This window comes from Synechococcus sp. R50.1, from assembly GCF_047462115.1.
In the GTDB taxonomy this organism is placed as follows: Bacteria; Cyanobacteriota; Cyanobacteriia; order Thermostichales; family Thermostichaceae; genus Thermostichus.
On sequence record NZ_JANSIN010000031.1, the window covers coordinates 17637 to 30455 of the forward strand.

14 protein-coding genes are annotated in these 12819 nt (G+C 59.3%); 4 read left to right on the forward strand and 10 right to left on the reverse strand.

Annotated features, from left to right (window positions below; translation table 11 throughout):
• Nucleotides 1-46 precede the first annotated feature (46 nt).
• From NW870_RS08950 to ebsA, 5 genes are all read right to left on the reverse strand, one after another.
• Nucleotides 47-2386: a DNA polymerase III subunit gamma/tau gene (locus NW870_RS08950; RefSeq protein ID WP_414374932.1), complete on the reverse strand. Its 2340-nt coding sequence runs from the start codon at nt 2384-2386 to the stop codon at nt 47-49.
• A gap of 122 nt (nt 2387-2508) precedes the next feature.
• The gene (locus NW870_RS08955; RefSeq protein WP_011432929.1) at nt 2509-2988 is read right to left on the reverse strand and encodes a hypothetical protein; all 480 of its coding nucleotides are present in this window, start codon (nt 2986-2988) and stop codon (nt 2509-2511) included.
• Between the two features lie 56 nt (nt 2989-3044).
• Nucleotides 3045-3761, reverse strand: a complete 717-nt coding sequence (coaE, locus tag NW870_RS08960; RefSeq protein ID WP_414374940.1) for a dephospho-CoA kinase — start codon at nt 3759-3761, stop codon at nt 3045-3047.
• A gap of 17 nt (nt 3762-3778) precedes the next feature.
• Nucleotides 3779-5497: a citramalate synthase gene (cimA, locus tag NW870_RS08965; RefSeq protein WP_414374933.1), complete on the reverse strand. Its 1719-nt coding sequence runs from the start codon at nt 5495-5497 to the stop codon at nt 3779-3781.
• Nucleotides 5487-5858, reverse strand: coding sequence for a type IV pilus biogenesis protein EbsA (gene ebsA / locus NW870_RS08970; protein ID WP_414332026.1), 372 nt, complete (start codon nt 5856-5858; stop codon nt 5487-5489). Before ebsA ends, cimA begins: the two co-directional genes overlap by 11 nt.
• A gap of 467 nt (nt 5859-6325) precedes the next feature.
• Between ebsA and larE the strand changes: the two genes are divergently transcribed.
• The 3 genes from larE (at nt 6326) to NW870_RS08985 (ending at nt 9694) form a co-directional block, all read left to right on the forward strand.
• Nucleotides 6326-7246, forward strand: a complete 921-nt coding sequence (larE, locus tag NW870_RS08975; RefSeq protein ID WP_414332028.1) for an ATP-dependent sacrificial sulfur transferase LarE — start codon at nt 6326-6328, stop codon at nt 7244-7246.
• 52 nt (nt 7247-7298) lie between these two features.
• Nucleotides 7299-9131: a DUF3769 domain-containing protein gene (locus NW870_RS08980; RefSeq protein WP_414351973.1), complete on the forward strand. Its 1833-nt coding sequence runs from the start codon at nt 7299-7301 to the stop codon at nt 9129-9131.
• Nucleotides 9132-9412: 281 nt separating this feature from the next.
• The gene (locus NW870_RS08985) at nt 9413-9694 is read left to right on the forward strand and encodes a DUF1830 domain-containing protein (RefSeq protein WP_414343190.1); all 282 of its coding nucleotides are present in this window, start codon (nt 9413-9415) and stop codon (nt 9692-9694) included.
• A gap of 24 nt (nt 9695-9718) precedes the next feature.
• Here the strand turns inward: NW870_RS08985 and NW870_RS08990 are convergent, their stop codons facing one another.
• The 5 genes from NW870_RS08990 to NW870_RS09010 form a co-directional block, all read right to left on the reverse strand.
• The gene (locus NW870_RS08990; protein WP_414374934.1) at nt 9719-10114 is read right to left on the reverse strand and encodes a hypothetical protein; all 396 of its coding nucleotides are present in this window, start codon (nt 10112-10114) and stop codon (nt 9719-9721) included.
• A 31-nt stretch (nt 10115-10145) separates the two neighbouring features.
• On the reverse strand, nt 10146-10871 hold the full coding sequence (locus tag NW870_RS08995) for a hypothetical protein (RefSeq protein WP_414374935.1): 726 nt from the start codon (nt 10869-10871) through the stop codon (nt 10146-10148).
• 41 nt (nt 10872-10912) lie between these two features.
• Nucleotides 10913-11458 (reverse strand): DUF3110 domain-containing protein, encoded by a 546-nt coding sequence (locus NW870_RS09000; RefSeq protein ID WP_414374936.1) that lies wholly within the window; start codon nt 11456-11458, stop codon nt 10913-10915.
• A gap of 113 nt (nt 11459-11571) precedes the next feature.
• Complete coding sequence (locus NW870_RS09005; RefSeq protein WP_414374937.1) at nt 11572-11799, reverse strand: hypothetical protein; 228 nt, start codon at nt 11797-11799, stop codon at nt 11572-11574.
• A 247-nt stretch (nt 11800-12046) separates the two neighbouring features.
• On the reverse strand, nt 12047-12391 hold the full coding sequence (locus NW870_RS09010) for an ArsR/SmtB family transcription factor (protein WP_414330075.1): 345 nt from the start codon (nt 12389-12391) through the stop codon (nt 12047-12049).
• A gap of 221 nt (nt 12392-12612) precedes the next feature.
• Between NW870_RS09010 and NW870_RS09015 the strand changes: the two genes are divergently transcribed.
• Nucleotides 12613-12777: a hypothetical protein gene (locus NW870_RS09015; protein ID WP_414374938.1), complete on the forward strand. Its 165-nt coding sequence runs from the start codon at nt 12613-12615 to the stop codon at nt 12775-12777.
• Nucleotides 12778-12819 lie beyond the last annotated feature (42 nt).

Genomic DNA, 12819 nt, shown 5'->3' on the forward strand with positions numbered 1-12819 from the left:
AAGATGAGGCTGGCTTTATCAAACTTAAGATAGCGCTAGATAGCGCTTAAAAAGGCACCTCCTCCTCCAAGGACTCCGTCCCGCTGAGGCGAACGGCAAGCTGAGAAGACTGCTCACGCCGGTAGGACGGATTCCTTACTGCATTGGGAAAGTCTACGGGATGAGGACTCCGCCCCGCTGACGCGGACGGCTCTGCTCCTGTTGGCGAGCCGTAGGTCTCACCGGAGAGCAGGTCAGGGGATCCCTCGGCTTCTATAGCCTCTATTGAGGAGAGCTCTTCCGTGGATCCCGTCACGTCAGACCCCAACACCCCTTCCAAATCCACCAAGCTGCCGTTGAAGTGGTCGGCAAAACGGCGGGCAATCTCCGCCAGCTCCTGGGTTAGCTCGAAGGACTGCCCACCGTGCAGGGTGTCGCGGCGCTCTGCACGACTTGGAGAATCGGTCGCGACAGCGGTGCGGAGCACTTTGTTCGCACCGGCAGGAAAAAGTCCTTGGGTTGCCAAGCCGGCCACCTTGGGGCCACCCATAGGATTGTCCCGCTCAGGTTCTGGCGAAGGTGGGCTGGAGTCAGAAGGGGAATGTTGCTGTCGCCGGGCAAGGCCGTGGCTCTGCGGTTCTGCCCTGGGCTCCCTTGAGGAAGCACGACTGTTGGTGTTGTCGCTCTGCAACCCCGGCGTGGTGACAGGATCCGGGGCCACGGGGGCGGGGGGCAGGTCTGTTTCTCGGCTGAGCAGTGCCGAGGACTCCGCACCGCTGACGCGAATGGAAACATGCGGCCCGCTGGAGCGCTGCACAATCAAGTTGAGCTGCACAGGGCGCTGCAGCAGGTTGTGGAGCACCGACCGCAGTTCGGCTTCTTTGCTGCGCACTTTTTCCACCAGACCCTTGCTGGGAAAGGCGAGGGTAATTGCTTCAGGAGTCTCTTGGTGCAGGTGGCCGGATCCCATCAGAGCCTTGGTGAGGGGAGAGAGGCGCTTGAGGAACTCGTCCCAGTGGGGGCGCAGCAGCTTGACTGTGGCGGCGTCCCTTGCCGGTTCTCTGGGCTGCTCCGAGGACTCCGTCCGAGTAGCGCGATCTGCCTTCTGGCTCGACGCAACAGCAGGGGAGGCTGAAGGCCCAACAGTTAATTCATCTATCTCACCAACAGTTGATGGGCTTGATGGGCTGATGGTCGCAGCAGGGGCCGGAGGGGCTGTCCCGTCCGGGGGAGTTCTCTGGGGTGCAGGAGATAGGTCAAGGGCTGGGAAAGGACTCCGTTCCGCTGAATCCTCAGCCACCATGCTTGGGCGCAGCTGGCCCAGCAGATCCACTAGGGCAATTTCCAACCACAGTTGGGGCTGTCCGCTTTGACGAATTTGCGGCTCACACTGGCGCAGATGGCTCTGGGCTGCCAGCAGTATCTCCACCGAGTAGCGAGGGGCCCGTTGCTGCAGGGCTGCCCAGGTGGAGTCCGTTACAGCCACCAACTCCCGTTGCTGGGGGGCTGTCTTGACCAGCAGCAGATCCCGGTAAAGGGCCACCAAGTTCTGCAACAGGGCTAAGGGCTCTTTGCCCCGCTCCAACAATTGTCGAGTTTGGCTGAGCACCGCCTGCACATCCTGAGCCAGCAGCGCATCCATCAGAGCCAAAAGCTGCTGTTCCGGGATCCCGCCCACCAAGTCCCAAACCGCCTCCGGGGTGATGGATCCTTCCAAGAGGCTGAGCTGGTCCAGCAGGCGTTCGGCGTCCCTCAGGCCCCCTTGGGAAAGTTGGGCCACCAGTTGCAGCGCCTCCGGCGTGATAGGGATCCCTTCTTGGGCGGCGATCTTGCCCAGGTGGGCCACCATGTCGTCGAGGGGGATGCGGCGGAAGTCAAACCGCTGACAGCGGGAAACAATGGTGGGCAAAACCCGCTGCGGGTCAGTGGTGGCCAGGACAAATACCACGCGGGGGGGCGGCTCTTCAAGAGTTTTCAGCAAGGCGTTGAAGGCCGCATTGCTGAGCATGTGGCACTCGTCGATGACATAGACTTTGTAGCGGCTGTTCACCGGGGCAAACTGGGCCCGCTCGATCAGCTCGCGGATGTTGTCTACGCCGGTGTTGCTGGCCGCGTCAATCTCGAGAACATCCAGGGAGGCTCCCGCAGTGATGGCGCGGCATTGGCTGCACGCCTGGCAGGGATCCGGCGTCGGCCCCTGTTCACAATTCAAAGACTTGGCCAAGATGCGGGCGCTGGAGGTTTTTCCCGTGCCCCGCGGCCCGCAGAACAAATAGGCAGGCGCCACCCGCCCCAGCCGGATGGCATTGGCCAGCGTTTGCACCACCGCTCCTTGGCCGACCACATCGGCAAAGCGCTGCGGGCGGTATTTTAAATGCAGGGGTTCATAGTTGCCAGCGGTGGCCATTTCCGGGATCTCCAAGCAAGCAGCGCCCCAACCGGAACCGCGCAAGAGCTCTGCTCTGCTGACGCGATCCCACCGGGGCTCTCCTATTCTGGCTCCTCGATGAAGGGATCCCTCCCTGCCCATCAAGAGCAGGGCTGGACACCAGGGGGGGAGACCGGCAGAGCTTTTGTGCTCCGCTCCGCTGAGGACTTGGGATCCCGGCGACGCAGAGAGGGAAGCTGGATCCAGCCGGGCGAGTCGAGCTGATCTATGTGCTGCACGCGGTAGCTGAGCTGATACACCTCCTTCCTGAGCTGGCGATTCTCTGCCTGGATGGCGGCGATGCGCTGGCGGATGGGCTGCAGGCGGGCTTGCAGCTTGCGCCGGTAGAGCTCTGGCAACTCTTGAATCATCTGCTCCAGCAACTGCTTCTCTTGGTAAAGCTGCTCAATCTCCGCCTCATAGCTGCGAATTTGCCGGTGTTGCTTTTCTTGGCGCAGCTCCAGAAGGTCTACCTGGCCCTGCAAGATGCGATTGCGCTCTCGCAAAAGCTGGATTTCCTGCTCCCGCGCAGCCAGAGCTTGGGCAAACTCCGTCTTGCCGATGCAACCTGCTTCCTGCATCGTTTCTCCCTCAACCCATCCGTACATGGATACCAAGGGATCCGTCCCACCAGACCCTATCCGTCACTGTATCCGGCCCGCGGGGGTGAGGCAAATGGCCTCTGGCCCGCCGACGCCAAAGCTTGCTTCACCTGGGCTTCCAGCTCGGCCAGGGATCCGGAGTTGTCCAGCACCACATCGGCACGGCGCACTTTTTCCGCCAAAGGCCACTGGCTGGCGATGCGAGCTTCGATTTCTGCCGGTGTAAGAAGATCCCGGCGAGCAAGGCGTTGCCGCTGCTGCTCTGGAGTGCAAGTCACCACCCAAATTTCATTCACCCACCCCTGCAGGTGGGCTTCAAACAGCAACGGGATCATCAGACAAACGGTTTGGGATCCCTGCCCAGAAGAAAATCCTACCCCGCTACGCTTTTGGGAGGCAGGCTCTTCCTCAAGCGGCACCCCATGGACTTTAGAGCTCTGCTCCGCCAACGCGGACAGAAAATCTTGCAGTTGAGCTCTAACGAAAGGGTGGATTTGGGCCTCTAGCCAAGCCCGCTCAGCGGCATCTGCAAACACGATCTGGCCCAACCGCCGGCGATCCAGATCCCCGGAGGGTGTTTGGATGGCCTTCCCATAGCGTTCCAGTACCCGCTCGCGAATGGGGGATCCCAATGCCAAAGCCTGGCGGGCCATTTGATCGGCATCGGCCACCGGGATCCCGTGCTGCTCCAGGATGCGGGCCACCGTGGATTTGCCCGTGCCCACTCCGCCCGTCAGGCCGATGATCCTCATCGAGCTGTAGGCCATAGTCAAGAAGAGGCCGCTGGTGCGGCCATTGCCGTTTGCGCTACTCGGACGGAGTCGTTAGAACGGTGCTCTGCCGCAGCCGGCAAAGGAGAGCTGGGCGGCAGCAGGCTATACTCAAAGCCCTCCACCAAAGCCCGACAGGAGGCCTCGATGATGTTGGTGGAAACCCCCACCGTTGTCCAACGGCGGTGACCGTCGCTAAACTCCACCAGCACGCGCGTTTTGGCCGAGGTGCCGGCTCGCCCATCCAAAATGCGCACCTTGTAATCAGACAGGTGAATCGCCTCCAGTTGGGGATAGAACTCCAGCAGCGCTTTGCGTAGCGCCCCATCCAGAGCAGCCACCGGCCCATTGCCTTCCGCCGCTGTCACTCGAGTTTGCCCCTGCACCGCTATCTTCACCGCCGCCAAAGATTGCACATCCGTTGCTTCGCCACTGGGATCCCAGTCTTTGCTGTTCCAATCGGAGCGTGTGGTGGTCGTCACGTTGAAGCTGAGCACCTCAAAAGGATGGGAGCGTTGTCCCAGCAAGCCCCGCACCAACAGCTCAAAGCTGGCCTCAGCCGCCTCAAACTGATAGCCCTGCAGCTCCAAAGTTTTCAGCCGCTCCAAAATCAAGCGCACCTGCGGATCCGACTTCTCCAGCCGGATCCCGAATCCGGCCATTTTGTGGAGGATGTTGCTCAGCCCCGCCTGTTCCGAGACCACAATGCGGCGACAGTTGCCCACTTGCTCCGGGGCGATGTGCTCGTAGGTGAGAGGGTTTTTCTGAACGGCGCTGACGTGGATCCCGCCCTTGTGGGCAAAGGCCGATAGGCCCACAAACGGCGCATGGTCATCCGGGGCCAAATTGACCACCTCGCTGATGGAGCGGGAGATCTCCGTCAGGTGTTGCAGCTTCTCTTGCGGCAGACAGCGATAGCCCAGCTTCAGTTGCAAGTTGGGAATGACGCTGCACAGGTCGGCATTGCCGCAGCGTTCCCCATAGCCGTTGATGGTGCCCTGCACCATGCGCGCCCCTGCCTGCACCGCCGCCAGGGCATTGGCCACAGCAGTGCCGGAGTCGTTGTGGGTGTGGATCCCTAGGGGCAAGTGCTGCAGGTGATGGGATTCTGCCAAGACAGCTGCCGTGATCGCCGCAATCTCGTGGGGCAGGGATCCGCCGTTGGTATCGCAGAGAACCAGCCACTCTGCCCCTGCCTCGGCAGCCGCCACCAGGGTTTGCAGGGCATAGTCGGGGTTGTGGCGATAGGCGTCGAACCAGTGCTCGGCATCGTAGATGACCCGCCGCCCCTGGGATCGCAGATAGGCAATGGTGTCGCGGATCATGGCCAGGTTTTCCTGCAGCGTGGTGCCCAGGCCCTCGGTGACGTGGAGATCCCAAGACTTGCCGAAGACGGTTATATAGCGGGTGCCCGCCGCCAAAATGGCCTGCAGCATGGGATCGTCTGCCGCCCGCCGCCCCGGCTTGCGGGTAGAACAAAAAGCCACCAGCTCGGCTTGCTCTAGGGGCTCTTCCCGCATCTGCCAGAAAAACTGCACATCCTTGGGATTGGCTCCTGGCCAGCCCCCTTCAATAAACGGGATCCCCAGCCGATCCAGCAGCTTGGCAATCTGTAACTTGTCTTGCACCGACAGCGATAGCCCCTCTCGCTGGGCCCCATCCCGCAGTGTGGTGTCGTAGAGAGTGATGGTGGCTGAGCAACCCAGATCAATCTTCATATCGCATCAGTTTCTTGTAAAAGGCGGTGGAGAAATCCGGCTGTTGTCCGCGCTGCACCAAAGAGACGACATCAATCAGATAATCCACAAACTCGTAGTTGGCGATGGAGAGCTGATAGGTGAGATCTGCATCCTGAGCAAAGATCACCTGAACCACCGTCAGATCCGAGGGCAACGGGGACATGTGCCAACTGGCCAAGAAGCGGACAGGCTCTTCCCCCTCGATGGCCCTCTGCCCTTCTAAGCTGGCTTTTTTGTAGAGGCCCACCGCAAGGGCTAGGTACTGTCGGCGGGCAACAGCGTAATAGGGCTGATAGACGGCCACTTCTGGCGGGCTGGCGGGTTCAAGTTGCAAAGCCATGGTGCGCTAGGAGAGGGGTACCGCTTTTTCTAAGTTTCATGAAGTTCTGCAAGATAGGTGGGATCCCCATAGCCAAGAGAGATCTCTGCATTGGCTGTAGCAAGTGTCGCCGGAAAAAGCTGTGAGGTCAATTGCGGCAGAGAACCCAGAAAAAATTATAAGGGGCCACTGCAACCCATCTTATTCAGCGTATCGCGAAGCGGTGCGGTTCCCGGTAGGGTGCCGGAGGCATAGCACCATCGCGACAGCGGGTGAGCGGACTACGGATAGATTGCCCAATTGTCTACTTTTCCTTGAGGGATCCCGCATCCCAAGCTGGAGGGAAGCGTTGGAAAATCAGGGATCTCTGGGAAAGAATAGAAAGAGGGGGGATCCCTGCCCCTGATAGCAACCGGCTTTTCTCCTGCCGGCGGTGGCGAGACGGTGCCCTTGCTTGGTTCTCCAAACGTTTGGCATCTCCTGGCTTCATGAACACAACCCAAGACCCAACCGCTTCTCGTCTCGACCTTCTCCCCCCGGGAGAGGGAGGAATAGCGGCCAACCCCCTGCTGGAGTGGGATCCCGTCCTGCAGCACAAGTTCCAGCAGCTTGTCCAGATCTTCGCCGAGATGGAGCAGGTCTTGGTGGCCTACTCTGGGGGGGTTGATAGCAGCCTGGTGGCCAAGTTGGCCTGCGATCAGCTGGGGGAGCGGGCCCTGGCCGTCACCGCTGCTTCTCCTTCGCTGCTGCCCGAAGATTTGGAAGAAGCAATTCAGCAGGCTCGGCAAATCGGGATCCGCCATCAGATCGTCGAAACCCACGAGCTGGAAGATCCGGGCTACGCCGCCAACCCTGTTAACCGGTGTTACTTCTGCAAAAGTCACTTGCACGATACCTTGCGCCTGTTGGCCCAAGCCCAGGGATATAACCATGTGGTGGATGGTCTCAATGCCGACGATCTGGCCGATTACCGACCGGGGACACAGGCAGCTCGGGAGCGCGGCGTGCGTTCCCCTTTGGCGGAGGTGGGGATGAGCAAGCTGGAGGTGCGGCAATTGTCTCGCCACCTGGGGCTGTCTTGGTGGGATAAACCGGCCCAACCCTGCCTCAGCTCTCGCTTTCCCTACGGGGAGGCAATCACCCCTGAGAAGCTGCGTCGGGTGGGAGCGGCGGAGCGCTACTTGCGCAGCTTGGGTTGGCGGCAGGTCAGGGTGCGCTCGGAGAAGGACACCGCCCGCATCGAACTTCCTCCGGATCAGATCGTGGAGTTTGTGCAGAAAACCAATCTGGAAGCGCTGGTCAAGGCCCTGCAATCCTTCGGCTATCTCTATGTCAGTCTCGATTTGGAGGGCTACCGCAGCGGCAAGCTCAACCGAGTCCTCAACCTTTCCCAGTTGGCCACAAGCTAGCGGGCTGGGGAAGCCGTAGGGGATCTGTGTTGAAGTTTTGCGCCGGGTGATTATGAGAGGGTTGCGGTTGCTCTGGCTCTGCTTGGGGGTGCTGGGGTTAGCAGTTGCCGGCCCTACTGCGGCTCAGGTGGAGTCCCAGAAGAAGGGGGGCGCTCAGCCCATGGATACGACTGACCTCAGCGCCGTTGCCGACCGAACGTTACGGCTGCGTTCTGACCGGCAAACCTTCGATCAACGGGCGGAAGTCTTCCAAGCAGAAGGCAATGTGGAGATGCGGCTGGGCCGCTCTGTGTTGCGGGCGGATCGCCTGCGCATTGAACTGCGACAGCGGCGGGCTGTGGCCGAGGGCAATGTTTCTATTCAACTGGATCGGCAGCGCATCCAGGGATCCCGGCTGGAGTACGACTTTGAGCAAGAGCGGGGATTTTTGGAAGAGGCCTTCGGGCAGGTGGATATTGGCCAGTTGCAGGCCAGTGGATCCCCGGCAGCCGCCCTCTCTCCGCAGCGGCTGGTGCGCTTTCGTGCCGTTCGCATCCGCTTCGATGCCAACACCTGGGAAGGAGAACAGGTGCGGCTGACCAACGACCCGCTGGATCCGCCGGAGTTGGAGATTCGTAGCCCACGGGTGACCTCCACCCTGCAAGCCGATGGCTCCAGCCTTTTGATTGCCGAGGCCGGCCAACTGGCCTTCGACCAGGTCTTGTTTCTGCCTCTGCCCATTCGGTTGCGCTTCGACTCATTAAACCGTCAGCCTCCGGTCAGCATCTTCTACGATGATTTCGACAGGGAAGAATTGCGGCGCGGCTTGATCCTCCAGTCCAACATCGAGCTGCTGCGGGATCCCAACGTGAGCTTGGTGCTCTCCCCGCAACTGTATCCACAACGTCTTTGGGGCAGTGAGCAGGGCCTTTTGGATGGGATCGGGCTGCGGGCCGATTTGCGTTGGCGGCAACCGGAGGCGAATGCCCAAACCTCCCTGTTTGCCGAGCTGCGGGGGATCGTCTTCCAGGAGTTTGCTCAGCGCTTGCGAGCTCAGGTCGAACACCGCATCACCACCGGCGATGGCGGAGAAGTCGCCTACACCTACGCCTATCGGGAACGCTTCTTCAGCGGTCGCCTGGGGTTTCAAATTGTGGAAAACCGCCTCGGTGCCAGCTACCGCTCACCCACCCTCCGCCTGGGCAATACCGGCTTGGATCTCAGCTACCGCATAGCCGCCGACTACATTGATGCCTTGGGGCAGCCGGATGAAATCGACACGGATCCGGAGTTGGCCTTAGCCAACACCACCGACCGCATTCAGCTCTCCCGCCTGCAACTGGGGGCAACCTTGAATCGCTCCTTTCCCCTCTGGAGCCCTCCCAAGACGGCGGCGGATCCCCCACCCCGCTTTTCCGCTCTGCCCATCGAGCAAGGGATCTGGCTCAGCACCGGTGTGAGCAGCAGCCAGTCTTTTTACTCCAATGGCCGAGCCCAGAGCTATACTGCCGGCAGTATTGGCATTGATGCGGTGATTGGGGCTTTTGTGGCCGATACCTTCGACTACACCAACCTGAGGGTGACCTACTCCAACGGTTTTTTGGCCGGAGCCTCGCCATTTTTGTTTGACCGCATCACCACGCGGGAACAGCTCGTCCTGGGCTTTTTGCAACAACTGTACGGCCCGCTGCGGGTGGGGGCAGAGACGACGGTAGATTTGCAGTCAGGCCAGCAGGTGGATGTCGTCTATCGCCTGGGCTACGACCGCCGCACCTATGGCTTCAGCCTGCAATACAATCCGGTGCGCCAGTCGGGGGCTCTGGAGCTGCGGGTGGAGGGCCTGAACTGGGATCCCGGCCAATCCTCGCCGCAGCCGACGACGGGATCGAGGATCCAAGAGCCCTGATCCCCAAACTCCAAGGCAGCTTAAAAGTGTAGTCTTGACTACTACTCTGCGGAGATTTTCTATGAGAAATTGTCCCATATTGGGGAAAAATCCTAATTCAAATCTTCCTCGAATTGCAGAACCCTCTTGGAAATCGAAACAGTAAGGTAAAATACAGAAGTTATTTTTTCCAGGATTGATTTCTGCCAGTTGGGATCGCCGTATCGCAGACTACCGCAGTGATCCCCAGACGGTGTTAGGGTAGATGGTAGGCTGAGCAACGTGGGCTGGTAATCTGAATTATGCAAACACTCGATGCAATCCCCGATAAAAAACGAGCAGAGCGAATAACCTGTAGCTACATCAATGCGACCAGCTCCATTCAGGTGGTTCGCATCACGAATATCGAAAACTGGTACTTTGAGCGGGTGGTCTTTCCAGGCCAGCGGCTGCTCTTTGAAGCGGTGCCTGGAGCCAAACTGGAGATTCACACGGGTATGATGGCCAGCTCTATTCTGGCGGATACCATCCCCTGTGAAAAGCTGCGCGTTCGAGAAACGGAGCCGGCGACCGTAGGCGCCTAAATCCCCAGAGGCCAGCGGTGCGGACTAGGTTTCGCGGCCTTGCTGCTTTCTCTCTTCTCTTTCCGAACTGGGGGAAGGCTGAGGTGAGGGGCTGGCGGAGCGGCGGGGCTTGGGAGGTAGGGGGATATCCAGGAAGCGGGCGCTCAACCTCACTGGGCTGGTTTCTTGCCGCTGGGGAGGCCAAGGGATCCCCAACCAACGGGCCGTGATCTCCAGCAAGCTGGGGGGTGGTGTCGGCGTAGGAGTTGGCGTGGGTGGTGGGGTGGGATAGAGATCCAGGCGCGGTGGCCGTGGGGTGCTGACCCGAAAAGCATCGGGAGGGGGTTGGGTCAGGGGTACATTCGGATCCCCGCATCCCAGCAAGCCCAGTCCGCCGGCAAGCAACAGGCCGTACAATTTTCGAGTGCCTCTACTGCCCATGAGTACGCTGCTGGACACCTCCAACAGGGTATCATCGGGATCCCAAGGCTCTGAGCTGGGCTTGCAAATCTTCCTCCAGCACAGATAGCTGGCGAGCCAAGGTCACGTAGCGGTTGGCGGTCAGGTTTTTGGCGGTAAACTGCTCCAGCAGTTGCTGATCCCGGGCAACCATTTGGTTGAGATACTGAGCCACAGAGGCTTGTGGATCCTCGATCAAAGCTCGGCACACCTGTAGGGCCATCACCAGTTGGGCCCGCACCTGCAAAAACAGCGACTGGATGTACTTTTGCTCAGCCTCACTGAGTTGCCGAAAATCCCGCCAATGCTGCCCCCCCTGCAGGGATTGTTGGAGCTCGTTGACCCAGTGGTTGTAGTCTTTTACTTTGCGGGCCAGATCGGTGGCAAACTTCATCATCTCAGGGGTGCTGTTGAGCAGATGGGCTTCCTGCCAACGCTGGCGGATGCGATGCAGGCTTTTTCCCAAGCGCAGGCTGACTCTCAGGATCCCCAACAGGAGCAGCAGTAGGATCCCGGCAGCCGCGGTATAGGACACCCAAGAGCCGGGATCCCGCATCCCCAAGAAGATGACCAAGGCTATTGCTATCAAACCAAAGGCCAGCATGCCCCAGGAGCGTAGCCGCTGTTGCTGCAGACGCAGGTACTCCGCCCGCAAATCAAAGGCCTCGCAGCAAGCGTCCAGATCGGCGGCCATGAGCTGGCGAAACTCGTCCGCGGAGATCGGTTCCACACTAATCATCGAGGGCACCCTTAACGCAAGTGGATCGAGGCCAAACGGCATCAAGACCTGCCCTGCCAATCACGGGCAGCTTCCGTGCTTTCTTGTAGGGGCTCCAGCGTTTCGCTGGCCGGAACCACCATCAACCCATACCCTCCGCTGCGGCAAAAATCGACGATCTCCTGCGTGTCAAAGCGTTCTGCCACGGGCTTGGGCAGTCCCTGTTGAGCCAACCGCTGCGCATATTTTCTTGCCGCAAACGAGCTCTCGAAAGCAATGACGATATCTTGACCCCCAACCTGGCGCGTGCAGATTCCCTCCTGCCCATTGGCTTGGTAAAGCAGCACAATCACCTGGGGGGGCAAGTCCTCTGGGCTGACCCAAGACAAACCCTTCTCAGCCTGGGATCCCCCGCTAAGCAATACATCCCGCGCCTCATTCAGCCGCGCCAGTTGCGCCTCTAGCAAGGGTCTTTGTCGCTCGTCCTCCAGTTCTGCGAGGGCAGTACTGAGGGTTTGGTATTCCTGAAACAGTCGCCCCCGGATCTGCCGCTCGGTTGCGTCCGGCGGAAGGTTGAGAATCTGAAGGGCTTCGGCGGTGTTCATCATGGGCTCTGATTTATTCAAAATCATTGCCTAGACTAGCTGCTTTGAGAGTCTCTGGAGAGAAATTCTCCTATGATCGTGGCTGCCCGCTTTCTCGGCCAGAAGAGAGGGTGGACTCACCGAGTGCGGCGATGATGACTTCCATCTTGGGGCTGCTCAGCAGGGGAATTGACCTGGGGTTGGTCAGATAAAGAGGGAAGGGGGAAGCCCAACTCAAAAGCCTCTCGTGCCAGCAAAGCCAGCAGAGATGGATTCAACTGGGCGCGTTTCACCCGCTCTTTGAGACGATTCCACAGGTGTGCTCGGTGGATGCGTTCCAACTCTTCTCGCTGTTCACGTATCATGTTGTTCCCACCTCTCTTGTATCAATCCTAACTAAGCAACAGGGGAGCTGGTGTCAGGGAACTTTGATGGATTTTAGGAGATGGGATCCTCATTTTCTCCGAGTTGACCCGCCGGGATCCCTGGGGTTGCCAGCAGGGAACACCATTCACATCTGTAATTTCTTGTGTTGCAGCAAGCCCGTCTTCGGAATGTACAAGGGCGGGATCCGACAGTTTTTCTAGGGACATTTTGGGATCCCTGCGCGCCTTAGAGGTCTTCCACACAGGGAACTGCGGCCTTGACAGGGCCAGCTTGCCCCAATCTATCCAAAAAATGCTGCAGGAGCTGAAAACCGGGTGGGTTGAGGCTGTAGTAAATCCAGCGCCCCTGCTGGCGAGCATTGACCAATTTCGCATCCCGCAGGGTTTTTAGGTGAAACGAGAGCTTGGATTGGCTCACCTTCAGCTCCTCGCAGAGATCACAAACACACAACTCACGCCCCTGCAGCAGTTGCAGCACGCGCAGGCGAATCGGGTCAGAGAGGGCGTGGAATCCCTCCCGCACCTGCTCATCTGTCAAATTCCCCTCTACCTCAACCAGGAACGAAACCATCATTCAACCAGGGTAGCAGGAGTTTTGCGCTCCAGTTGTCGATCAGTTGGACGGCAGGGAAAAGGCGCAACAGTCAACCGGCTCAGCGACGGTAGGTCAACCGCGCTTGAAGATAACACTGCCAACATTCCGTTGCCAACTTTGTGTTCTCTTTAACGTTTCTTGTTGCTGCCTTCACAAGCTCTCTACAGTTTCGCTGAAATCAATCACTGGGATCCGTTATGCGAGAGACACAGTTGCACCGGCTATGGCTGGTGTTGCTGGAAAAAGCTGCTTTGAATCATCTGTTGAAAAGCCTGGGCTGCTCGCGAAGTGTGCAGAACCCTCGCGAGAGCATGCCTCTAACCCCCGAAACCCTGAACTTTGCTGAATTTACTGAGCTTTAGGCGGTTTGGCAAAAGTCATTGAGAGGGATATAGTAGACCAAG

Excerpts from the sequence above, each read along its gene's own strand:
- NW870_RS08950 (WP_414374932.1), bottom strand. The coding sequence starts at position 2,386 with ATGGCCACCGCTGGCAACTATGAACCCCTGCATTTAAAATACCGCCCG.
- NW870_RS08955 (WP_011432929.1), bottom strand. The coding sequence starts at position 2,988 with ATGCAGGAAGCAGGTTGCATCGGCAAGACGGAGTTTGCCCAAGCTCTG.
- coaE (WP_414374940.1), bottom strand. The coding sequence starts at position 3,761 with ATGAGGATCATCGGCCTGACGGGCGGAGTGGGCACGGGCAAATCCACG.
- cimA (WP_414374933.1), bottom strand. The coding sequence starts at position 5,497 with ATGAAGATTGATCTGGGTTGCTCAGCCACCATCACTCTCTACGACACC.
- ebsA (WP_414332026.1), bottom strand. The coding sequence starts at position 5,858 with ATGGCTTTGCAACTTGAACCCGCCAGCCCGCCAGAAGTGGCCGTCTAT.
- larE (WP_414332028.1), top strand. The coding sequence starts at position 6,326 with ATGAACACAACCCAAGACCCAACCGCTTCTCGTCTCGACCTTCTCCCC.
- NW870_RS08980 (WP_414351973.1), top strand. The coding sequence starts at position 7,299 with ATGAGAGGGTTGCGGTTGCTCTGGCTCTGCTTGGGGGTGCTGGGGTTA.
- NW870_RS08985 (WP_414343190.1), top strand. The coding sequence starts at position 9,413 with ATGCAAACACTCGATGCAATCCCCGATAAAAAACGAGCAGAGCGAATA.
- NW870_RS08990 (WP_414374934.1), bottom strand. The coding sequence starts at position 10,114 with ATGGGCAGTAGAGGCACTCGAAAATTGTACGGCCTGTTGCTTGCCGGC.
- NW870_RS08995 (WP_414374935.1), bottom strand. The coding sequence starts at position 10,871 with ATGATTAGTGTGGAACCGATCTCCGCGGACGAGTTTCGCCAGCTCATG.
- NW870_RS09000 (WP_414374936.1), bottom strand. The coding sequence starts at position 11,458 with ATGATGAACACCGCCGAAGCCCTTCAGATTCTCAACCTTCCGCCGGAC.
- NW870_RS09005 (WP_414374937.1), bottom strand. The coding sequence starts at position 11,799 with ATGATACGTGAACAGCGAGAAGAGTTGGAACGCATCCACCGAGCACAC.
- NW870_RS09010 (WP_414330075.1), bottom strand. The coding sequence starts at position 12,391 with ATGGTTTCGTTCCTGGTTGAGGTAGAGGGGAATTTGACAGATGAGCAG.
- NW870_RS09015 (WP_414374938.1), top strand. The coding sequence starts at position 12,613 with ATGCGAGAGACACAGTTGCACCGGCTATGGCTGGTGTTGCTGGAAAAA.